The sequence below is a fragment of the Gordonia sp. DT30 genome (assembly GCF_049844915.1).
Taxonomy (GTDB): Bacteria; Actinomycetota; Actinomycetes; order Mycobacteriales; family Mycobacteriaceae; genus Gordonia.
On sequence record NZ_JBNCLY010000009.1, the window covers coordinates 130,379 to 150,716 of the forward strand.

General features: G+C 66.9%; 23 protein-coding genes. 9 read left to right on the forward strand and 14 right to left on the reverse strand.

The annotated features are described in order from the left end of the window. The first annotated feature begins 76 nt into the window (after nt 1-76). Complete coding sequence (locus ACLQ3C_RS11135) at nt 77-691, forward strand: ClpP family protease (protein WP_425705118.1); 615 nt, start codon at nt 77-79, stop codon at nt 689-691. Further along, a complete protein-coding gene (locus ACLQ3C_RS11140) occupies nt 688-1,293 on the forward strand; it encodes a ClpP family protease (RefSeq protein ID WP_425705119.1) in 606 nt (201 codons plus the stop codon). Before ACLQ3C_RS11135 ends, ACLQ3C_RS11140 begins: the two co-directional genes overlap by 4 nt. Nucleotides 1,294-1,312: 19 nt before the next feature. Here ACLQ3C_RS11140 and ACLQ3C_RS11145 read toward each other — a convergent pair whose 3' ends face one another. From ACLQ3C_RS11145 to ACLQ3C_RS11160, 4 genes are all read right to left on the reverse strand, one after another. Then, nucleotides 1,313-1,696 carry a helix-turn-helix domain-containing protein gene (locus tag ACLQ3C_RS11145; RefSeq protein WP_425705120.1) on the reverse strand — a complete coding sequence of 128 codons (384 nt, stop codon included), beginning with the start codon at nt 1,694-1,696 and terminating at the stop codon, nt 1,313-1,315. Nucleotides 1,697-1,758: 62 nt separating this feature from the next. Continuing rightward, a complete protein-coding gene (locus tag ACLQ3C_RS11150) occupies nt 1,759-2,859 on the reverse strand; it encodes a 3-deoxy-7-phosphoheptulonate synthase (RefSeq protein ID WP_425705121.1) in 1,101 nt (366 codons plus the stop codon). Between the two features lie 267 nt (nt 2,860-3,126). After that, nucleotides 3,127-3,603, reverse strand: coding sequence for a DUF732 domain-containing protein (locus ACLQ3C_RS11155; protein ID WP_425705122.1), 477 nt, complete (start codon nt 3,601-3,603; stop codon nt 3,127-3,129). 31 nt (nt 3,604-3,634) lie between these two features. After that, nucleotides 3,635-4,669 carry an alpha/beta hydrolase gene (locus tag ACLQ3C_RS11160; protein ID WP_425705123.1) on the reverse strand — a complete coding sequence of 345 codons (1,035 nt, stop codon included), beginning with the start codon at nt 4,667-4,669 and terminating at the stop codon, nt 3,635-3,637. Nucleotides 4,670-4,847: 178 nt separating this feature from the next. On the opposite strand from ACLQ3C_RS11160, the gene ACLQ3C_RS11165 reads away from it, so the two are divergent. Beyond that, complete coding sequence (locus ACLQ3C_RS11165) at nt 4,848-5,471, forward strand: histidine phosphatase family protein (RefSeq protein WP_425705124.1); 624 nt, start codon at nt 4,848-4,850, stop codon at nt 5,469-5,471. A 54-nt stretch (nt 5,472-5,525) separates the two neighbouring features. Here the strand turns inward: ACLQ3C_RS11165 and ACLQ3C_RS11170 are convergent, their stop codons facing one another. After that, nucleotides 5,526-5,924 (reverse strand): DUF4345 domain-containing protein, encoded by a 399-nt coding sequence (locus ACLQ3C_RS11170; protein ID WP_425705125.1) that lies wholly within the window; start codon nt 5,922-5,924, stop codon nt 5,526-5,528. Nucleotides 5,925-6,004: 80 nt separating this feature from the next. Between ACLQ3C_RS11170 and ACLQ3C_RS11175 the strand changes: the two genes are divergently transcribed. Next, nucleotides 6,005-6,607 carry a TetR/AcrR family transcriptional regulator gene (locus ACLQ3C_RS11175; RefSeq protein WP_425705126.1) on the forward strand — a complete coding sequence of 201 codons (603 nt, stop codon included), beginning with the start codon at nt 6,005-6,007 and terminating at the stop codon, nt 6,605-6,607. A gap of 5 nt (nt 6,608-6,612) precedes the next feature. Here the strand turns inward: ACLQ3C_RS11175 and ACLQ3C_RS11180 are convergent, their stop codons facing one another. From ACLQ3C_RS11180 to mca, 6 genes are all read right to left on the reverse strand, one after another. After that, the gene (locus ACLQ3C_RS11180) at nt 6,613-8,610 is read right to left on the reverse strand and encodes a thioredoxin domain-containing protein (RefSeq protein WP_425705127.1); all 1,998 of its coding nucleotides are present in this window, start codon (nt 8,608-8,610) and stop codon (nt 6,613-6,615) included. Nucleotides 8,611-8,756: 146 nt separating this feature from the next. Beyond that, nucleotides 8,757-9,590 (reverse strand): hypothetical protein, encoded by an 834-nt coding sequence (locus tag ACLQ3C_RS11185; RefSeq protein ID WP_425705128.1) that lies wholly within the window; start codon nt 9,588-9,590, stop codon nt 8,757-8,759. Next, nucleotides 9,587-10,348 carry a helix-turn-helix transcriptional regulator gene (locus tag ACLQ3C_RS11190; protein WP_425705129.1) on the reverse strand — a complete coding sequence of 254 codons (762 nt, stop codon included), beginning with the start codon at nt 10,346-10,348 and terminating at the stop codon, nt 9,587-9,589. Before ACLQ3C_RS11190 ends, ACLQ3C_RS11185 begins: the two co-directional genes overlap by 4 nt. A gap of 52 nt (nt 10,349-10,400) precedes the next feature. Continuing rightward, a complete protein-coding gene (locus tag ACLQ3C_RS11195; RefSeq protein WP_425705130.1) occupies nt 10,401-12,665 on the reverse strand; it encodes a 2OG-Fe(II) oxygenase in 2,265 nt (754 codons plus the stop codon). Between the two features lie 61 nt (nt 12,666-12,726). Then, nucleotides 12,727-13,032, reverse strand: a complete 306-nt coding sequence (locus ACLQ3C_RS11200) for a hypothetical protein (RefSeq protein ID WP_425705131.1) — start codon at nt 13,030-13,032, stop codon at nt 12,727-12,729. After that, the gene (gene mca, locus ACLQ3C_RS11205) at nt 13,029-13,895 is read right to left on the reverse strand and encodes a mycothiol conjugate amidase Mca (RefSeq protein ID WP_425705163.1); all 867 of its coding nucleotides are present in this window, start codon (nt 13,893-13,895) and stop codon (nt 13,029-13,031) included. Before mca ends, ACLQ3C_RS11200 begins: the two co-directional genes overlap by 4 nt. 141 nt (nt 13,896-14,036) lie before the next feature. Between mca and ACLQ3C_RS11210 the strand changes: the two genes are divergently transcribed. From ACLQ3C_RS11210 to ACLQ3C_RS11225, 4 genes are all read left to right on the forward strand, one after another. Further along, nucleotides 14,037-14,525, forward strand: a complete 489-nt coding sequence (locus ACLQ3C_RS11210) for a DUF4307 domain-containing protein (RefSeq protein WP_425705132.1) — start codon at nt 14,037-14,039, stop codon at nt 14,523-14,525. Beyond that, entirely contained in the window at nt 14,522-15,274 is a 753-nt protein-coding gene (locus ACLQ3C_RS11215; protein ID WP_425705133.1) for a queuosine precursor transporter, read from the forward strand. The genes ACLQ3C_RS11210 and ACLQ3C_RS11215 overlap by 4 nt, the downstream gene beginning before the upstream one ends. A 136-nt stretch (nt 15,275-15,410) precedes the next feature. Then, nucleotides 15,411-15,902: a transcription elongation factor GreA gene (greA, locus tag ACLQ3C_RS11220; protein WP_425705134.1), complete on the forward strand. Its 492-nt coding sequence runs from the start codon at nt 15,411-15,413 to the stop codon at nt 15,900-15,902. 175 nt (nt 15,903-16,077) lie between these two features. Next, nucleotides 16,078-16,902: an SGNH/GDSL hydrolase family protein gene (locus ACLQ3C_RS11225; protein WP_425705164.1), complete on the forward strand. Its 825-nt coding sequence runs from the start codon at nt 16,078-16,080 to the stop codon at nt 16,900-16,902. 52 nt (nt 16,903-16,954) lie between these two features. Here the strand turns inward: ACLQ3C_RS11225 and ACLQ3C_RS11230 are convergent, their stop codons facing one another. From ACLQ3C_RS11230 to ACLQ3C_RS11240, 3 genes are all read right to left on the reverse strand, one after another. Further along, on the reverse strand, nt 16,955-17,869 hold the full coding sequence (locus ACLQ3C_RS11230) for a hypothetical protein (RefSeq protein ID WP_425705135.1): 915 nt from the start codon (nt 17,867-17,869) through the stop codon (nt 16,955-16,957). Nucleotides 17,870-17,958: 89 nt separating this feature from the next. Further along, nucleotides 17,959-18,729 (reverse strand): DUF4352 domain-containing protein, encoded by a 771-nt coding sequence (locus ACLQ3C_RS11235; protein WP_425705136.1) that lies wholly within the window; start codon nt 18,727-18,729, stop codon nt 17,959-17,961. 121 nt (nt 18,730-18,850) lie between these two features. Continuing rightward, nucleotides 18,851-19,636 (reverse strand): hypothetical protein, encoded by a 786-nt coding sequence (locus ACLQ3C_RS11240; protein ID WP_425705137.1) that lies wholly within the window; start codon nt 19,634-19,636, stop codon nt 18,851-18,853. Between the two features lie 372 nt (nt 19,637-20,008). Here ACLQ3C_RS11240 and ACLQ3C_RS11245 point away from each other — a divergent pair, with 372 nt between their 5' ends. Next, nucleotides 20,009-20,317: a hypothetical protein gene (locus ACLQ3C_RS11245; RefSeq protein WP_425705165.1), complete on the forward strand. Its 309-nt coding sequence runs from the start codon at nt 20,009-20,011 to the stop codon at nt 20,315-20,317. Nucleotides 20,318-20,338: the final 21 nt, after the last annotated feature.

The following is a 20,338-nucleotide window of genomic DNA, read 5'->3' on the forward strand; positions in this document are numbered from 1 at the left end:
CTGCTCTGCGCGGTGTCCTCCTGCCGAGGGCAGCATCGGCTGTCCGGAGCCGTCATCGCGCCGCATGCTGAACCGCATGAGCGATGACAAGAGACCTCTGCCCTTGCGTAAGCACACCGCCGAAGGGCTACTGAATCAACGGATCCTGATGCTCGACTCGGCGCTCGACGACGAGATCGGCAGCCAGCTGTGTGCGCAGTTGGTGATGCTCTCCGCACATGACCCGATGACCGACATCGGCCTGTGGATCAACTCGCCGGGCGGGTCGGTACCGGCGATGCTCGCGATCATGGACACCATGGCGATCATCCCCAACGACGTGGTGACCGTGAACCTCGGAATGGCATACAGCGCAGGGCAATTCCTACTCTGCTGCGGCACCCGCGGCAAGCGGTTCATCCTGCCCCACGCCAAGGTGCTGATGCATCAGGGATCGGCCGGGATCGGCGGCTACGCGCCCGACATCGAGTTGCAGGCCGACGATCTGCGCCACGTACGCGACACCGTCCTGGGCATCATCGCCGAGCGGACCGGACAGTCGCGGGAGCGCGTCTTCGACGACTCCCTGCGCGACCATGTGTTCACCGCCGCCGAGGCGCGCGAGTACGGCTTCATCGACCACATCGTCGACTCGGTCGCCCAATTGGCGCCCACGGCGAGCGCCGCGGCCGGTTTCGGGGTATCGCGGTGAGCACCTACACGATTCCCAATGTCATCAGCCGGTCCCCGCAGGGCGAGCGGGTCATGGACGTCTACAGCCGCCTGCTCGACGACCGAATCGTCTACCTCGGCACCGAGATCGACGACGGCGTCGCCAACGCGTTGATCGCCCAGATCCTGCACCTGGACTCCGACAACCCGCAGGCGCCGATCGATCTCTACATCAATTCGCCCGGCGGGTCGGTGATGGCGACCTTCGCGCTCTACGACACGATGCAGTACTGCCACGCTCCGATTGCGACAACCTGTGTGGGACAAGCACTGTCGTCGACGGCACTCCTGCTGGCCGCAGGCGAGCCGGGCCGCCGCGCGGTGCTCCCCCACGCCCGTGTACTGCTCCACCAACCATCGGGTCAGGGCCGCGGCACGATTCCCGATCTCATCCTCGCCGCCGAGGAGATCCTGCGCACTCGCGAGGAGATCGAACAGGCGATGAGCCGACACACCGGCCAGGACGTCGCCACCCTGCGCCGCGACACCGACCGCGACCGGGTCCTGCGGGCGGGCGAGATCGTCGAATACGGCATCGCCGATCACATCATCGACGAGCGCATCCCGGCCGGAGATCGCTGAGCGGGCGCATCGGCGAGGTTCAGGCCGCCAGCGCCACCGGCCCCCGACACCTCTGCGGCACAGGCTGGTTCGACGTGCCGACGGACCGCATCGGGATCGCACCGGGAACCGAGCGCAGGGCCGGTACCGCGGCACGGGTCAGGTCGGCGGTCACCTCACGGGTGAGGTCGAGCAGCGTCAATCCCAGTGCCCCGGCCACCGCCGCCAGCAATTCACTCGAGGCGTCTTTGCGGCCGCGTTCGAGCTCCGACAGGTACTGACTGGACACGCCGGCGCGGCGGGCGGTTTCCACGAGCCGCTCGCCCCGCTCGTGGCGGTGACGCCGCAACACCCGGCCCGTCACCTCCCGCAGCAGTGGCTCCACGGCGTCACGGGTGTCGTCGAGCGATGTCCGATCGTCCATGCGGCGATCGTAGTTCCGCGGCGGCGAGCGCCCGGCCCGCTTCTGCTGTCAGCAGAACGGACTCAGTCGCGCGCCAGCTCGGCGAGCACGGCGGCGCTGGCCTCCCAGTCCATGCACTTGTCGGTGACCGACTTGCCGTAGACGAGCGGGTCGGCGTCGGGAGATTGTGCACCGGCTTCCAGGAAGCTCTCGAGCATCACCCCGCTCACGCGGGCCGGGTCGCCGGCTGCGCGCTGCGCGCGAATCGACGCCGCGATCTCATACGCAACCTGCGCCTGCCGGACGTGGTCTTTGCCGGAGTTGGCGTGACTGGCATCGATCATGACCCGGGCCGCCAGTCCCGCCTTGTCCAGCGCCGCCACCGCGTCGACGACCGAGGCGTCGTCGAAGTTGGGGCCGACGGTGCCGCCGCGCAGAATGATGTGGCAGTCGGCATTGCCTGCCGACTCCACCAGCGCACCGTGGCCGAAATCGTCCACGCCGAAGAAGACATGTTGCGCCGCAGCAGCTTTGACCCCGTCGATCGCCACCTGGACGTTGCCGTCGGTGCCATTCTTGAAGCCGATCGGCATGGACAGTCCCGACGCCAGCTGACGGTGGACCTGCGACTCCGTCGTGCGGGCGCCGATCGCCCCCCAGGCGACCGCGTCGGCGATGTACTGCGGGCTGGTGGGTTCGAGGAATTCGCAGCCGACCGGCAGACCCAGGTCGATGATGTCGAGGAGCAGCGATCGTGCGGTTCGCAGACCACGTTCCACGTCGAAGGTGCCGTTCATGCCGGGATCGTTGATCAGGCCCTTCCATCCGACGGTGGTGCGCGGCTTCTCGAAGTACACCCGCATCACGATCTTGAGACTCGGTGCGTACTGCTGCGCCAGCGGGGCCAGGCGACGCGCGTAGTCGAGGGCGGCGACCGGATCGTGCACCGAACACGGCCCGATGACGACGAGCAGCCGGTCGTCGGCGCCGGCGAGGATCGCGGCGATCTCGTCGCGGTCCCGCTGCACCGTGAGCGCGCGGCGCGCCGTCAGCGGGAGTTCGGTGCGAATGGTGTCGGGCGACGGGATGGGCCGGAACGCCCTGATACGCCGATCCGAGGTCGATTCGGCGGCAAGAGTTGCCGATGCCGGCATCGAACGGGGCAGATCTCCGAGGGTGGTCACTTCTGGTGCCTTTCGCGGGTTGGGTGCCGTGTCGCCTTCATGTCCCACCCGCCGTTGCCACACCGGAGGCCCATGGAAATGACGAAAGCAGCGACCATGAGGTCACTGCTCGGGGCTCCGGGATGTACGTGCGACGCAATCAGCGCTTCATCGCAGGCTCACCCGGAGCCTCGATAAAGAAACGCCAATAGGCGCGCACGGTGCTGATCACGGAAGCGAGGCTACCACGACGCGTCACATCGCCCCAAAATCGTCCACGGACCGACCTCAGCAGAGACCTCTCGACGCATCGACGAAAGCCGCCACCTGCGCATCGGTGGGCTGTGTTCCGGTGGACTGCTTCATGACCGGGGCGGCGAACTGGCGCGCCGCATCCTCGCCACCGGTCTTGCGTACATGACAGACCGAGTCACCCAGCGAGACAGCGGTGTCCGGGTCGAGGTTGACCCCTTTGTCACGCAGCGTCGCCAGGAAGGCACTGCGGGCCCCCGACGCCGGCGGCGCCACCGTCTCGGCGGTGCCCTGGCTCGGCAGCTCGATCCGACTCGGCGGGGCCGACGGGGACGCCGACGGCGCCGGAGCATGCGACGACGTGGTGGTGCTCGCCGGGACGGAGGACGTCGCGGACTCGCTCGAGGTGGTGACCGAACCCGACGCGGCCGAATCAGCTGCGTTGTCGGAGCTGCCGCATCCGCCGAGTAGGACTGCGCCCAGGACGCACCCGGCGGCGAGAACGGCCCGCATGGGACCGCTCGCCGCCCGGCCTCGGCGGGCCTCAGGCACGGAAGAAGCCCCGGTTCAAGGCGTTGTAGACGGCATCCTGCCAGTACGGCCAGTCATGCATTCCCGACACGGGGTAGTCGGTCATGACCGGAACCCCGTTGATCATGGCCTGGATGTCGAAGGTGTGGGTCAGCGCCGAGGACAACGTCTCCAGCGGCACGCCCTGGATCAGCAACGCCGGATTCGCCAACACGGCCTGCGGGGTGGCGGTGTAGCCGGGAATGCCGCTGCCGGTGGACAGGAACAGCCGCAGGCCCCGCATCTTGCCGATCTGCACGAACGGGTCGTTGTCGAACCAGCGGGGACTCCACGGCGGTCCCCACATCGCGTCGACGTTCATCGCAGGCGTGCCGCCGTCGATCGCCGGGAACACCATTGCCGCGCGGATCGCCGAGCGCATGCCCGGTGCGGTGATGTTGAGCAGCCCTGACAGTGAACCCGCGGCGTCGAAATCACGGCGGTTGTTGGCGGCGGTGATCAGGGCGGAGCTACCACTCATCGACACACCCATGATCGCGTAGTGCCCCGACGGCCCACGCAGCCCACGCGCATCCATTGCCCGGACCAGACTCCGGCTGACCACGCATCCCCACTTCTGGGTGTAGGTCTGCCGGCTGAAATTGTCCGGTGCGTTCCAGTCGGTGTAGAAGCTCTCATAGCCGCCGACCGGCTCGATCACGTTCACCCCGCGGTTGGCGAGGTCGGCCACATGGGTGCCGTGCTCCCAGCCGCTGGCGTCGTCGGTGGCGCGCAGGCCGTCGAGCAGCACGACCGTCTTGCGGTTGCCGGGGCGGGTCCAGGCGCGCACCTTGACCGTATGGGCGGGGCCGCCCGGGCTTTGCGTCGGCATCCCGCACGAGTCGATCCACCAGGTCTGCGCGGGCACTGCCGCCTGCGCGAATCCCTCCCCGACGACGAGCAGCGCACCAGCACTGGCCAGGCTGACCACGAGAACCAGAAGCCGGAGGGTCAACGATCGATGCCGTGGCCGCCGCCACGACCCACTTCTGTCCGCCACTCTCGACATCACACCGCTCCCATTCACTTCTTCACACACCGAGGTCATGCTCACGACCGAGGTTATCGACATTAGCGCACCGCCCGTTACTGCCCATACAGCGGCAAATCGGGCGAACCTCGCTGTAACGCAATGTGAATCACGACACACCTGGGTGGGAGCACGCACTCGGGTTAAGCTCATCGACGTGTCCTCTGACCGGCCCCGCCACCGCGTCCTGTTGATCCGCCACGGACAAACCGAATGGTCGCTGTCGGATCAGCACACCGGCCGCACCGATATCGACCTGACCCCCAAGGGCGAGGCCGATGCCTCGGCGTTGCATGGAATCGCCGAACGGATCGGCCTGCACAACCCGTATGTGTTCGCCTCACCCCGACGCCGAGCCCAGCGAACCGCCGAATTGGCCGGATTGCACGTCGACGAGACCGACGAGTTGTTCGCGGAGTGGGACTACGGCGACTACGAGGGCCTCACCCGTCTCCAGATCCAGGCCGATCACGAACCCGGATGGGCGATCTGGACCCACGGGGCGCCCGGCGGCGAATCGGTCGAGCAGATGACCCGGCGGGTCGACGCCGCCGTCGACCGGGTCGAGTCCCGGCTCGTGATCTCCGACGTCGTGGTGGTATCCCACGGCCACTTCTCACGCTCGTTCGTGTGCCGTTTCCTGCGGTGGCCCATCACCCAGGGCGCCGACATCGATCTGCGCCCCGCAGGTTCGGCGTTGCTCGCCGAGGCCGGCGGCGACCGCCGGTTGTCCGAACTGCGCGGGCCCGTCGGCGAATGGGCGTCGCCCACCTCGATCTGAGGTCGTCCACACCCGCCGACGCCACCAGCCTCCGCCCCGGAGAAGCGTTGTCGTTCAGACAGTTACGCCGCCGACCGCCGGCTTCGTGACCGCACGCAACAGGAAGTGGTTGACCACGGGGACGATCAATTCGACCGGCGTCATGATCAGGTAGAACCAGCTCGGCGTCCCGACCGTCACCCACGCGAGCAGACGGGCCAGTCCGCCGAGGAAGAACAGCAGACCGAGCAGGTCGACGACTCGTGCCCGGCCGGGGACATCCTGTGCCGCCCAGACGAATCCGAGACCGTACGCCGCGAAGAGAATGTTGAAGAACCGCAGATCGGACTCCATCGTCGCGTCGACAGTGCCGCCGCCGATGTACGTCGTCTGCCCGAAGAACAAGTGCGCCAAGGCAATACCGAGGACGACCGACCCGAATATCACCAGCCATACACGGAAAGCCCTGAGCATTCATCACCTCTATTTCACTCGTGTGTAATAAGACGACGATAGGCTTCGGACCGAGCCGGGGCAAGGCCTAGGATGAAGCGATGCCGAGCCGCCGACGGATGTCACCGGAGGAACGCCGCGAGTCATTGCTCGACGTCGGGGAACGCCTTTTCGGTACCGGGGACTTCGAGGAGCTCTCGATGCAGGACATGGCAGCCACGGCCGGCGTCACGCGTCGGCTCCTTTATAACCACTTCCCCACCAAGGCCCATTTCTTCGGCGCAGTGTGGGAGCGGGCACACACCCGATTGCGGACGAAGGCATCGACCACGGCAACCGCCACCGTTCGAGACCGGATCGAGACCGCGCTCACCGCCTATCTCGACTTCTACGCCGAGAACCTTCCGCTCGTCCTGACCGCCAACCGTAGTTCGGTGTCTGCCGATCCCGCGGTGCGTGGGCCGATCGATCGCGTCCTGGCCTCGCTGTGGAATTCGTTCCTCGACGACGCCGGATGTACCGGTCATGCACGCGATCTGGCCGACGTGGGGTTCACCGGGTGGATTGCCTTCGTCCGCGCCGGCACGCTCGCCGCCCTGCTGGATCAAAAGATCACGCCCGAGGAGAACCACGAACTCTGCATGGCCGCACTCGACTCCACGGTCGGCGCGCACGTCGACCTCCTCGTCACGCGCCGGCACTGAGCGGCTCAGCGCAACGCGGCCTGCAGCTCGGTGACCTCGGTGACCGGTAGATCGCAGACGGTCCCCCGGCAGATGTACGCGGCGTCGGCACCACCGACGACGCCTCGGTCGTGCAGCAGCGGCAGCGAATCCCGTTGACCGGCAACCACAACCGCCCCACCAGGTGCGGCCCGGCGGGCGGCAGATGCGAGTCCCCCTGCGCTGTCGGCAGTTTGCGACACCGCGACCTGCAGGGGTCCGGCCACTCGGGCCTGCGCAACGGTCAGCCAGTGCCCCGCCGACCGGGGCACCTTGGCAGGCAACACCGCACCACGACCGAGGGTGGCGTCGAGCAGATCGGCGTAGCGGGCGGCGCGCTCGGGCAGCGCGAGTAGCGATGCACTCAGCAGCGCCTCGGCCAGCAGCGAGGCACCTGCCGGAGTCGCCCCGTCGATTGGGTCGCGTGGCCGCGCGATCAGGTCGTCACCGGCGGCGTCGTACCAGCTACCCGGTTCGTCCGGGTCCGCGAACGTCGCTATCGTGCGGTCGAGCAGGTCCACGGCCTGCTCGCGCACCGCAATGTCGCCGGTCGCCTGATGCAGCGACAGCAGTGCGGTCACCAGTGCGGCGTGATCGTCGAGCGCCGCGGCGGGTTCACCGGCCACGCCGCCGAGCGATGCCCGGCGCAGCCGGCCGTCGCGGACATGTTCACGCAGCAGCGTCGCGGCGATCTCGCCGGCGAGATCGACCCATTCCGGGCGGCTCAACGCCAGACCCGCCTCAACGAGGGCGGTGACGGCCATCGCGTTCCACCCGGTGACCACCTTGTCGTCCCGGGCGGGCTGGGGACGCTCGGCGCGCGCAGCGAGCAGCCGATGCCGTACGTCGGCGAATCGGGCGTCGTCGTCAGGATCGACGCGTAGCTGCAGCGTCGAGGTGCCGTGCTCGAAGGTCCCCGACCCGGTGACACCGAAAAGTCCGGCGGCCCAACGGCCGTCGGATTCGCCCAGTACCTCGACGAGCTGCGCCGGGGTCCACACGTATGTCGATCCTTCGACGCCGGCGGCATCGGCGTCGAGGGCCGAGGCGAATCCACCGCCCACCCGAAGATCGCGGCGCAAGAACTCGACGATTTCGCCGGTGATCCGGATCGCCAGCGGGTCGTCGGTGATGCGGGCCAGATGCGCGTACACCCGCAGTAGCTGCGCGTTGTCGTAGAGCATCTTCTCGAAATGCGGTACCACCCAGTCGTCGTCGACCGCGTAGCGAGCGAATCCACCGCCCAGCTGATCGTAGATTCCGCCGCGGGCCATCACCTCGCAGGTGCGCCGGACGGCGTCGAGTGCCTCAGGGCTGCCGGTGCGTTCGCTGTGCCGGAGGAGTCCTTCCAGCAGCGCCGACGGCGGGAACTTGGGCGCGCCCCCGAAGCCACCGGATTCGCGGTCCTCGTCGCCGAGTACGGCGGCCACCGCATGCGCCAGGAGCCGGTCGTCGACGGGCAGCGAACCTGCCGGAAGCGCAGACGCGTTGGCGTGCAAATGCTCTCGCACCTGCACCCCGACCGCGGTCACCTCGTCGCGCCGCTGTGTCCACGCCTCGGTGATCGCGGTGAGCAACTGCCGGAACGATGGCATCCCGTTGCGCGGGGTACCGGGAAAGTAGGTGCCGCAATAGAACGGCTCGCCGTCGGGGGTGAGAAAGCAGGTCATCGGCCAGCCGCCCTGCCCCGTCATCGCCACGGTGGCGTTCATGTAGATCGCATCGATGTCGGGGCGTTCTTCGCGGTCGACCTTCACGCAGACGAAGCCGTCGTTCATCTGCGCCGCCGTCGCCTCGTCCTCGAACGATTCGTGCGCCATCACATGGCACCAGTGGCAGGCGGCGTAGCCGACAGACAGCAGCACGGGAACGTCGCGGCGCCGCGCTTGCGCGAGCGCGTCATCGCTCCATTCGCACCACTGCACGGGATTGTCGGCGTGCTGCCGCAGGTAGGGACTCGTCGCGGAGACGAGACGATTGGCCATGACTGTGACTCCTCACGAGTGGCAGGCGTGCCACTTTCCTGAAGCGATGCACGGGCGTCCGGTGCGGCTCCCTCTCGTCCAGCCTAGGAGGGTATGCCGGACCGGCGGCCGGGCGCGGTGCAACGCGTCAGACAGGAGGCAGCGCTTCACGCCACCGGCGCGAAAACTCGGTCGATCTCTGCTGGAGCGACGAACGTGTCGAAGGCAGACTTGACTCGCTCGACACTCGCCGGGTCTTGCAAAACGCCGGCGGTCCACTCGACGCTCTGGCGGACGTCATCACCGATCTCGGGGTGGTCAAGGAACCCTGTGATGATCCGGACGGCGTCGTCCGGATCGGCCACGGCCATGAGCCGCCACAAGTCGCCGAGGTCCTTGTCGCGCACCCGGCCCTTGTGTGGCTCGCGCAGGCGTTCGCCCACCTTGGAACACTTGGCGAGGACGAGCGCAGGAATCTCGGCGACGTGGACCTCTGCCGAGAGTCGTGGATCGGCGAAGTCGATGATCGTCACCAGCGACCGGTTGAACGCCGCGAGTTCCAGGCCGAGGGCGTTGCCGACCGCGAGCTTGCCGTGTGCCGGCTGGAGAGCCGGAACGCCACGCCTGGTCCGGCTGGTGGTCCCCGATAGTCCGTGAGGAGCGAGCAGGTCGATCTTCTCGCGGAACGACCGCGTTCCGTCGGACTCGTCGTACGGCTCGCGACCCCAGAGACCGGGCCTCGCCGTGGTGCGGTGTTCGTAGCCTTCGCCGGCCAGGAGCGCCTCGATACTGGGCACCTCGCCCACCAACCGTGGTGTCACACCGAGATCACCGTCGCCCGTTGGCATTCCCGGCACGTCGAGGTTCATCGTGCGCAGCAGGACGGCATGCGCCCCGACCAGTGTCAGTGATTCGGAGTGGACCGCGAGGACTCCGACCACGTTGATGATCGCGCGGCGGCTCCACTCGGTCTCGTTGCGAGGCTCCTCGAACTCCGTCACGTCACTCGACGTCCCAACAGGATGTCAGCCTGCTCAGTCATGCGGTCGACACCGCCGTAGGCGTCGATGATGACCTGATCGCGTGCAACCACTGTCACACCGTCGACCAACACCCTGCCGAGTTCGCAGACCCCGTCGAAGGGAATCAGCGTGAGGCGTGTGCCGAACGAACCAGACTCTTTGCGTGCGAGCCCAGCCGTTTCGGCTGCACGGTCGACGTCCTCGACGTACAGGACCGGCCAAGCTTCCCCCGCGCTGGAGCGATAGAGGTTCGCGCCAGTGTCGCCGGTCACGGCGTAGTCGAAACCAGCGCTGTGGAGAGAGTCGGCAACGTCATACGCGGTCGGCCCCGTCTTGAAGTCCACGGAACCCGAACGCCGCGTGAGACGAGCAGCGCGACCGGCACGGAACATCAGGTCGGCCTCCTTACCGCTGATCGCAAACCCCTTCTCGTCGACGAGCCCGATCCGAGCCCATCGTCGACGCCACACCTCGACGCCGGGCGCCACCGTGAGATCGAGCATCGGATCGAGTGCCAACCGCGCGGCGGCAATCGCAGAGACATCAGCCGAACTCGTGAATCCAATCGGCTCCCCCAACACCGCCATGATGTCCTGAGCCAGATCGAACGATGGGCTGACCGCGCCGGACTCGATCCGCGTGACGGTCGTCGGCGCGACATCGACCAGCGCCGCAAGCTGGCGGGCACTCAGGTCGTTGACGCGCCGCAGGGTCGAGATGCGCTCAGCGAGGTCCACATGAGCAGTCTAGATCAGAGTTGCAAATATGCAACGGGAGGCCACCGTCGACCTACTTCGATACTCCTCCGACCAGCCAGGCCAGGTCTGCCGCCGCTCGGTGACGTTCCGAGGCTTCGCGCTTGTGCAGGTCCGGCCGCTTGGCCAGCCGCAAGGTGTAGGGGCTGCCCTTTCGAATCGTGCGATGGGCGACCGGGAGCTCGGCGGCCTCGATCCGATGCTGGACGTGCTGGCGTCCGTCGGTTCGCAGCCGCCAATCGAGTTCGGTTGCATTGCGGTCGCCGAGGAAGCCCTGCAACGTCTCGCACCGGTCGCACCCGCACCCCGACCACACGATCGACCAGTCGTCTGCGGGTCGAGGCGGAGCGCCGAGCTGAGTCTCCAGTCGACACACGGCGTCATCGACCAAAGACGATGGCGCATCGGCACCGAGTCGGCGCAGCAGCGGAACCTCCAGATCGAGCACGCCGTCGTCGTAGTCCCTGAGGGCGCCGACGAACTCCTCGACCATCTCCGCGTCGGCCGCTCTCAAGAGCGCTTCCGCCGGGTTCACCAGCGACGCCATGCCTTCGGCCCGAGATCGCGGCCCCGCCGTCAGTTCCGCACCGAACGACTCCGACAGGATCGCCCAATTCTGTCGGCAGACATAACTGACGACGCTGACCGAGCCGGCCCGCCGCAGCTCCGATGCCAGGCGGGGCAGGGTCTCGTTCACCCATTCGCGACGTCCGTGTACCCAGCGTCCGTGCCAGTAGCCATCGACCGTGAACCAGGACTCGATCAATGTCTGCGCCCACACATCTCCGTATCGCGCGGCGACGCCCGCGAGCGCGGTGGCGTGATCTGCGGTCAGTGCATCGCCCGTGAGCTGCGTGAGCAGAAGCTGGGCAAGTTCGGCGTCATCGAGAGCATCGGCAACCGACAGGAGGCCGGTGAGCAGGTCCGAGTTACCGGCTCCGATGAAGTCGACCAGCTCCCGGGCGTCGGCCCGGGCGCGATCGAGGTCGCCCCCCTCGCTCAACCGGGCATCGAGCTCGGCGATCGCGTTGGGCAGGTCGGCCTCGGCGCGGGCGATGAAGTCCCGTGCCGTCGGCCAGAGCACGATCGCGGCTCGGCGATACCAACGGTCGAGGGTGTTGCCGTAGTTGCCCATGTAACCCTCGTACTCGGATTCGTACGGGATCAACGACGCCGTCGGGGTGACCGCGCAGACCTCACTCTCGTCGGGGTGCAGGCCAATCGACTCCCCGCGGCCCACGCCGGCACGTTTCCACCAGCCCAGAGTGATCTGGTCGTCGAGCAGCTCACCGACGTCGTACGACGGCTCACCGTCGTCGTACGCCTCGCTTTCTTCTCCTTCATCATCGTCGTACCGGTAGCGCCACGACGTGCCATCGTCGTAGGCGTTCCGCGTCTCCCGGATCTCCGCCAGCGCGAGTGCGTTCGCACAGCCGACACGGTCGGCGGCCGCCCGCAGTCGGTTCACCCACTCGACATCGCGGCCCTTGAGTCGGCCGGCGGCCAGCCCACGTTCGCTGTACTGGTGATCGAGCAGCACGGTGAGTCGGTTCGGCGCCCGAGGCGGCTCGCCGGACCAGTGTCGGATCACCGGTGTGGTGAAGTGTTCGCCGATCAAGGACGCCAACTCCTCGTCGGGGTCGATCTCGTCCTCCTCGACGTCGCGGGTGACGAGCAGGTTGAATGTCATCGTCACTCGCCGCCCGGAACGGACCGGGCGCACCTCGTGGACGCAGTCGGCGTAGAAGGTGACGAAGCCGATCGTGCTCCGGTCGGCGTGGCGGTACGCGCGGGTCTCCCCGCCGTGGCTGACCACGAGTTCCCCACCGGTGTGGACCGAGGGCAGCGACACCACAAGCGTCGCCACCATCTCGTCGTCCTTCTCCGAGTCCTGATGCGGCGCGAAGAACTGGTCCGGCCCGTAGACCAGCAGCGAATGCGGCTCCGCGCGCAGACGTGCGCCCCGCGGCAGACCGAGCTCCTCGTGCGCCTCGGCCAGCACGTCGTCGAGGACTTGGTCGAACGCGCCGCCCAGACTCACCTGGTCGGCGGTCAACTCCCAGGTGTCTCGCACCGACGTGTCGGTCAGGGTCTGCTCACCGAGCCCGAACATCGCCGGGCGCGCGACCGACACCAGCTTCCTCTCCTGCTGCGCGCCGATCGGAAGCTTCACCGGACCGACCGCTTCGACCGACAAGGTCACGCCTGCGGCCGGCGCCGACATCTCGGCGCTGAACGACCCCGCCGACTCATGGCCCTGCAACAACAGGGCTACCTTCTCCCGCGCAGACCTGACCACAACCGACAACCTACCAACGCCATCGGCGCAGTTCGGTCACGATGATCCGTCGGCGCCGTTATCAGGTGTCGGCGGACTTCTTCACCACGCCGGTGTCGTCGGCGACGTTCACCTCACCCGCCGGCTGGTCGCCGGGCGGGCTCACCGAATCGGTGCCCTCGTCGAACTCCTGGTCGGCCTCGGGATGGTTGGCGTCGAAGTTCTTCGGCAGCTTCCGCAGTTGCCGGTTCATCGACCAGATGAGCAGCGCGGTTCCGATGAGCAACAGGACGATGATCAGCAACCCCAGTGGTGAGGCCTTGCCGAACTCGGGGCCCTGCGGCTCTTGCGCGGCCGCCAGGATCGCGGTGTTCAGTGGTGATGTCATCGAGGTACCTCACTGCTCGCCTCGACGCCCGCGAGCAGATCGCTCTCCGGGATCGAGGTCGTGACCCGGGTCTGCGCCAACTCGAATTCCTCGGTGGGCCAGAGCCGTTGCTGCCATTCGAGCGGCACCGCGAAGAACACACCGTTCGGGTCGATCTGGGTGGCGTGTGCCCGCAGCGCATCGTCGCGTTGTGGGAAGTACTTGCCGCACTCGACCTGAGTGGTCACCCGTGCCATCAGGTCGCCGCGACTCCCGTCCCACTTGCTCAGCCACTCCTTGAACGGGCTCTCCTGGCCGTGCCGCTCGAATTCGTCGGAGAAGAGCACCATCCGATCGCGGATGAAACCGTGTGTGTAGTACAACTTCGACACCGTCCACGGTTCGCCGGTGCCCGGGTAGGCGTCGGGATCGCCGGCCGTCTCGAACGCGGCGACCGACACCTGGTGGCACATGATGTGATCGGGATGTGGGTATCCGCCGTGTTCGTCATAGGTGATCATCACGTGGGGCCGGAACTCGCGCACCACCTTGACCAGCGCCTCCGTCGACACTTCGAGCGGAAGCGTCGCGAACGACCCCTCCGGCAGCGGGGGCAGCGGGTCGCCCTCGGGCAGCCCGGAGTCGACGAAGCCCAGCCACCGCTGCTCGACGCCGAGGGCGGCGGCGGCCTTGGCCATCTCCTCCTTGCGGACCTCGCTCATACGTTCCTTGATGCCCGGACGATCCATCGCCGGGTTCAGGATGTCGCCGCGTTCTCCCCCGGTCAGGGTCACGATGAGGACATCATTGCCCTCGGCCGCGTACTTCGCGGAGGTGGCCGCGCCCTTGCTCGACTCGTCGTCGGGGTGGGCGTGCACCGCCATCACACGGAATCCCCCGCCGGGGGTCGCAGTCGGGGCAACCCCATGCGTCGACGGTGTCGACGGATCTGATTCGGCGGTGTCGGTCTCGCGCACGGTTCCTCGCCTTCGGGTCGGTACTCCTGCCATGGTAGGTATTGACCCGTGAACAGTTCAGACGGGGGCACGCCACCGGGCCCCGACCTGCAGGATCGCCCCCACAGCGGCCCGCGGGCGAGTTATCCCGTCCCTCGTTCGGCGTCCAGTCGGCGCCTGTGGTTCATCGCACTGTCGGTTCTCGTGGTCGTCATCGGGGTCGTCCTCGCCCTCATCGGCTACCAGAAGTTCGCCGATCCCGACGTATCCGGTGAGGCCACCGGCTACCAGGTCCTCGACCCGTCCACCGTCGCCGTGCAGTTCACCGTCAACCGGGCGGATCCGTCCGAGCCGGTGGCCTGCGTCGTCCGCGCGCGTTCCAAGGACGGCTCGGAAACCGGGCGCCGCGAGGTCCTGATCGGCCCGGGCGAGGTCCAGGAAGGTCACCGCGTCGAGGTCAAGACCTCCCAGCCCCCGGTCATCGGCGAGGTGTTCGGCTGCTCGACCAGCGTGCCGGCCTATCTCACCGGAGCACCGGCCGCCGGGCGGCCGCGGTGACCGAGACCGCCACCCGCCAACGACGGGCCGTGTTCGCGACCGTCTCGAGCCCATATCTGCCGATGCTGACGGCGTTGTTCGTCGGCATCATGCTGATCAGCAACATCACCGGCACCAAGGGCGTGCTCCTGTTCGACCAGTGGCTGCACCTCGACGCCGGACCGTTCCATCTCAACGGACTCGTCACCGACGGCGCCTTCTACCTGTTCCCGCTGGCCTACGTCCTCGGCGACGTCATCAGCGAGGTGTACGGGTTCAAGACGATGCGCCGTGTCATTCTCGCCGGATTCGTCGTCCTGCTCATCGCGTCCGCGTGTTTCTGGGCGACGATTCATCTGCCCGCGGCGCCGTTCTATTCCGGCCAGGAATCCTTCAAAACCGTGGCCGGCGTCGTTCCGCAATTCTTACTGGCCGGATTGCTCGGATATCTCGCCGGTGAATTCCTGAATTCCTTTGTCCTGGTGAAGATGAAAGAGCGGGCAGGTGAACGCCGGCTCTGGGCGCGCCTCATCGGTTCGACGGTTGTCGGCGAGTTCGCCGACACTCTCGTCTTCTGTTCGATCGCAGCGTCTGCGCTGGGTATTTCGACGTGGGGCGACTTCATCAACTACACGATCGTCGGGTTCGTGTGGAAGACCTTGGTCGAGGTCGTCGTCATGCCGATCACCTATCTGGTCTGTGCGTGGCTCAAGCGGGCCGAACCCTCGTATGGGCAAGCACTGGAAGAAGCGCGCGCGGCATCATCCTGACGTGCATCCCTTCTCCTTCGCTGGTATCCTGGTCGGAAACACGGCTCCGCAAGGGGTCGTGTTGCTGTATTTGGAGCAGTCCACATGTTCTCGTGAAGACATCGCGAAGGACGCGGGCAACACAAAGGAGTAACCGATGACCGACACCCAGGTGACCTGGCTGACCCAGGAGTCCCACGACCGCCTCAAGGGCGAGTTGGATTCCCTGATCGCCAATCGTCCGGTCATTGCTGCGGAGATCAACGAACGTCGTGAAGAGGGAGACCTCAAGGAAAACGGCGGATATCACGCAGCACGCGAGGAGCAAGGGCAGCAGGAGGCCCGTATCCGTCAGTTGCAGGAGCTCCTCAACAACGCGAAGGTCGGCGAGGCACCCACCCAGTCGGGTGTTGCGCTGCCCGGTTCGGTCGTCACCGTCTACTACGACGGCAACGAGAAGGACACCGAGACCTTCCTGATCGCAACACGCGAAGAGCTCGCACAGGGCGACCTGGAGACGTATTCGCCCAGCTCGCCACTCGGGGCCGCGCTGATCGACACGAAGGTCGGCGAGACCAGTGAGTACTCCGTACCCAGTGGCGCGACGATCAAGGTGACGCTGGTCAAGGCCGAGCCGTACCACAGCTGAGCGCCAGACCGACTCGAGCAATCGCGGCCGCCCCGTTTCGGGGCGGCCGCGATTCGTCGTCAGTTGATCAATTACTCCAATTGCGGCCGGAGCCACGGGTGAACCTGTTACAAAAACAGATGTGAAACTGCTCGCCCACGTGCGCGCGTTGGGGGTCACCATCACGGCAGCGGCAATGTTCGCCGCCGTCCTCGGTGCCGGCTCCGCGACCGCAGCGCCACCGCATCAGCTCTCCTATGTCAACCTCGGTGACAGCTATTCAGCCGGTTCGGGCGTGGTCCCGACAGCGCCGGGAACGTTGCCCGATTGCATGCAGTCGAGCGCGAACTACGCACACCTCGTCGCCCACCGGTTCGGGTACCGCTTCACCGATGCCAGTTGCGGCGGCGCGCAGACCGGCGACTTCTTCGCCGCGCAGTACAAGGGACTGCGCCCGCAACTCGACGCGATCGGCCCGAACACAGACCTCGTCACCTTGATGATCGGGGGCAACGACGGCATGGTCTTCGCCGGAACCGTGCAGAAATGCCTCACCGCGGCCGCCGAGGCGTTGGGACGTGGCTCGCCGTGCAAGGACACGTACGGCGATTCCATCGTCCGCGAGCTCCGCACCGTGACGTTCCCGAAGCTCGTCAACGCGATGGCGGCCGTCCGCGCCAAGGCACCCAACGCTCGCGTCGCGGTGATCAGCTACCCGTGGATCATGCCGTCGAAATACGAACCGTGCCCGGCCTTTCCGGTCGCTGCAGGCGATGTGCCCTATACCTACGAGATCCAGTCGACGTTGAACGATTCGCTTCGCCGCGCCGCCGCGCAGACGGGCGTCACCTACGTTGACGCAACGACGCCGTCGGTCGGCCACGACAGCTGTAAACCGGTCGGCACACGCTGGATCGAGCCGATCCTCACCACCGAGCAGATGGTCCCGGTGCACCCCAATGCGCTGGGCGAACGGAAGATGGCGGACATCACCGCGCGCACGCTCGGCCTCAGCCGCTGAGCCACCGACCACGGTAGTTCGTCCCGTGCTTGGGTTTTCGCCCGATCGACTTTCATGCTGCCTGCAGTACGGTGACGCCCGCCGACGCCGTCGGCATCGTTTGTGGACGAAGGCGGTTGTCGCCCATGGCGTGTGCGAGCTTGATGGCGAGTTCGACGACGGGCGTCAGATTGTCGGCGACTCTCATCCCGTCGAAGATGTCGATCACCGTCGCCTCGGTGAGGACCGATCGCTTCCAACCCTCGCTGCGTAGCGGCTGGAGTGCACGGCTGCGGGTCAATGCATGGAGCACCATCTCAGGAACCCGCCGGGCCCGGCCGTCGGCCGATCCGGCGGGCATCGGCCCCCACGGCCGCCACAGCAATGCGTCGACGGTGACCTCGGGCATGGTCGGCATCCCCGATCCCAGTACCTCCTGGACATACGCCTGCGGCTCTTCGAACAGGAGCAGTCCGCTGGGGCCGAGTCCGCTGAGGGTATCGGTGCTGAGGGTATCGGTGCTGAGGGTATCGGTATGGCGCACGTCGGCATCGATCTCCGCGAGCACCGCGGTCGCGGTTGCCGGCACCCATGTCGGCCGAACCTCGGCGAGTGCCGCACTGACCTGCGTCGCGGTCCGCAGCAGCCCGCGCACGTCACGCAGCATGAGCGCATCGTCGACCGAGTCGTCGTACAGACGCGCGAACGCATCGGTGTGGCCCTTGCCCCGGCGTTCCATGGCGTTCATGCGCTTGTCACTGTCTGCGAGACGACGTTCGATGACTTCGATGTACCGCGGCCACTCGGCCATCAGGTACCGATACGTCACCGCCAGGGTGGAGTGCACGACCGGCGCCCACCCCGGGCCCCACGGCGAGACCGTCTGCGCCTGCGGATCTTTCGCCTCACGGAATTCCCGCTCGAGATCCGTGCGCCAATCCTTCTCGGTTGCGGCGCGCTTCGGTGTGTGGTGATGTCGTCGTCCCATACGCAGCAGCGTAAGTCCGTTGCGGCCCAGCCCCGACGAAGAATTCCACAGGGCACCAGAGGTGCCCTGTGGAGCACACGCGTCCTTCGTCAGCCGAGGTTGACCTTCACACCGCCGGAGAACATCGAGTCGTGCAGTTCGATGGCGGCCGGGACAGCATCCTTGGGCATGTCGAAGACGACCTTCGCCGTCACCGTGTTGCCGGGATTGATGTTGTCCCACACCGGGATATCGGAACCGCCGAGCGCGATCTGCGCCGACGTGCTGGGCTCGAACTCACGCTTCTGGCCGTCGAGCAACTTCTGGTCCGACGGCGTGAAACCGTATGCCTTGTCGGAGATGTTCTTGACGGTCATCGTGACGACCACGAACTGTCCCTGTGCCTGCTCTGTCAGATATGGGTTGTCGCCAACGCTGGCGAGCCCCTTCTCCACGCCGGTCACGACGAACTCGAACTTGCCGTCACGCACCGGGGTGTTGAGCCCGGCAGTCTGTTCGCCCCCGCCGTTGTTGCGCGGAGCTGCCGGCGCGCCATCGGGCGCCGAACCGCTGGGCGCAGAGCTGTCGGAGCCGCCGGTGCTGGTGGCCACCGCGATGATCACGATGAGCACGACGACGGCACCGAGAATCCACGGCCACTTGCGCTTCTTCTTGGGCGGCAACGGGTTCGGCTGCCCTGGAGCCCCGTACTGGGGCTGACCGTACTGGGGCTGGCCGTACTGGGGCTGGCCGTACTGGGGCTGGCCGTACTGGGCCGTTCCGGTCGGAGGCACACCGGGCGGGGACGGCGGCAGCGGGCTCGTCGCCTGCGGGTCGGTGGCGTTCGCGTCGGGCGCACCCGAATCCTGGGAAGTGGACATCTCGATCTCCTTCGAGCCGGTGCGGTGCCCGGGAAGTGGGCTCCGCCTCGCGACACACTGTCCTCAGGAGGTCTGACAAATCCGTCGATTCCGTCATCCGATCGGATGAATGCCGGTTATCTCATGCGACGTCGGGTGCCCGGCCTGCAACCAGGCCGGAGCCGGACCGCCGGAGACCGATTTCTTTGTCACACAACGCTTGCCCGATCTGCGTCAGCACCTCTATCCACGGCACCATCGAGCTTCCGGGCAGGACATCTTCGTGGCCGACCGGGACGGCAAAGCCCGTCGCCTCGTGCAGCATCGACGATTCCCACGACGGCTGCGGCGGGTCCAACAGATCGCCACGTGTCAGTGCCACGATCGCCAGCGTGGTCTCGGCGTCGACAACTGCGTCCTCATCGACACCACTTGCGTCGATGAGACCTGCGCCGAGACACTCGGGGCAGACCTCCCGTCCGGCGGTACCGAGCGTCCACCACAGCACCCCGTCGAGATCGAATTCCGATGATGGTGAGCGGTCATCGGAACTCCGCTGCACCACCCGGGCCGGCGGCTTCTCGAACAGGATCAGCCCCTCCGGCCCCAGTCCGGCCAGCCCGCTCGTATCCCCGGCGCCGACGTCGATCGCCGACACCACCGACACGACGGTGTCCGGTACCCAGATCGGGGTGGTTGCCTCCAATGCCTCGAGCGCGTTGGACGAGTAGTCGAGGAGGTCATCGATCTCCCCGAGGGCCATCGCCTGCTCCATGCCCGCGCGACGAGCATCGATGGTCTCGTCGTCGCCTGGAGCGCGGTCTTCGGCCGCCAACTCCGCGAGCCGCGCCTGAATGTCGGCCAGACGGTGTTCGGCATTGTCCTTCATCAGCATTCCCAGAACATTCACATTCAGGTATGCGTCCATCAGCGACTGTCGAATCCGGAATACGCTCAGCGGCCCCCACAGCTCCTGCTCCGATACCCCCCGCTCCGATATCCCCTGCCCCGACGGCTCCGCTGGAATCGGACCGCGGCGGACCCGCCTGCCGGCGACTGCGGCCGCCCGATCCGCCCGCCGCGCCTGTGAGCGCGCCCGTTTGACCCCTCGCTGCCGTTTCTGTCGCTTCGCCATGACCGAGGAGGTTAGGGCCGATCGGCGTGACCGCCGGGAATCCATCCACAGCCGGATCCGGAGATCACAGCTTTTCCACAGGCTGCTCGAAGACCCGCACCAACCTGGGGGTTCATGGTGGTCTCATCGACCTCACCACAACCGTGAACGGAGAGTCCGATGCACATGCACAAACCGGCACCCGCGGTGCCGCTGATCGTCCTCACCGAGGATCGGGCGGTGGGTGCCCACGCCGCGGTCCTCTTCGACGCCGGTGCGCCCCTGGCCGTCGTCAGCAGCGCCTACTCCGACGTCGTGCCCTACATGCTCGGCAACAACGGGCATACGGTCGCGCTCGTCGCCGACGTCGATGACCCCGAGCAGCTCGCCGCTGCCATCCGCACCGTCGAATCCCGGCTGGGCCCGGTCGGATCGGTTGTGCGTTACCGCTCCGATCTGCCGGCCGAGGCATTTCCTTCGGTGACCGCCGCCTGACCACCCCCGACGCCCGTCTCC

What these genes read in the sequence shown, in the direction of transcription:
- ACLQ3C_RS11135 (WP_425705118.1), top strand. Translation starts at nt 77, where the DNA reads ATGAGCGATGACAAGAGACCTCTGCCCTTGCGTAAGCACACCGCCGAA.
- ACLQ3C_RS11145 (WP_425705120.1), bottom strand. Translation starts at nt 1,696, where the DNA reads ATGGACGATCGGACATCGCTCGACGACACCCGTGACGCCGTGGAGCCA.
- ACLQ3C_RS11155 (WP_425705122.1), bottom strand. Translation starts at nt 3,603, where the DNA reads ATGCGGGCCGTTCTCGCCGCCGGGTGCGTCCTGGGCGCAGTCCTACTC.
- ACLQ3C_RS11160 (WP_425705123.1), bottom strand. Translation starts at nt 4,669, where the DNA reads ATGTCGAGAGTGGCGGACAGAAGTGGGTCGTGGCGGCGGCCACGGCAT.
- ACLQ3C_RS11170 (WP_425705125.1), bottom strand. Translation starts at nt 5,924, where the DNA reads ATGCTCAGGGCTTTCCGTGTATGGCTGGTGATATTCGGGTCGGTCGTC.
- ACLQ3C_RS11175 (WP_425705126.1), top strand. Translation starts at nt 6,005, where the DNA reads ATGCCGAGCCGCCGACGGATGTCACCGGAGGAACGCCGCGAGTCATTG.
- ACLQ3C_RS11180 (WP_425705127.1), bottom strand. Translation starts at nt 8,610, where the DNA reads ATGGCCAATCGTCTCGTCTCCGCGACGAGTCCCTACCTGCGGCAGCAC.
- ACLQ3C_RS11200 (WP_425705131.1), bottom strand. Translation starts at nt 13,032, where the DNA reads ATGACATCACCACTGAACACCGCGATCCTGGCGGCCGCGCAAGAGCCG.
- mca (WP_425705163.1), bottom strand. Translation starts at nt 13,895, where the DNA reads ATGGCGGTGCACGCCCACCCCGACGACGAGTCGAGCAAGGGCGCGGCC.
- greA (WP_425705134.1), top strand. Translation starts at nt 15,411, where the DNA reads ATGACCGACACCCAGGTGACCTGGCTGACCCAGGAGTCCCACGACCGC.
- ACLQ3C_RS11225 (WP_425705164.1), top strand. Translation starts at nt 16,078, where the DNA reads ATGTTCGCCGCCGTCCTCGGTGCCGGCTCCGCGACCGCAGCGCCACCG.
- ACLQ3C_RS11230 (WP_425705135.1), bottom strand. Translation starts at nt 17,869, where the DNA reads ATGGGACGACGACATCACCACACACCGAAGCGCGCCGCAACCGAGAAG.
- ACLQ3C_RS11235 (WP_425705136.1), bottom strand. Translation starts at nt 18,729, where the DNA reads ATGTCCACTTCCCAGGATTCGGGTGCGCCCGACGCGAACGCCACCGAC.
- ACLQ3C_RS11240 (WP_425705137.1), bottom strand. Translation starts at nt 19,636, where the DNA reads ATGGACGCATACCTGAATGTGAATGTTCTGGGAATGCTGATGAAGGAC.
- ACLQ3C_RS11245 (WP_425705165.1), top strand. Translation starts at nt 20,009, where the DNA reads ATGCACAAACCGGCACCCGCGGTGCCGCTGATCGTCCTCACCGAGGAT.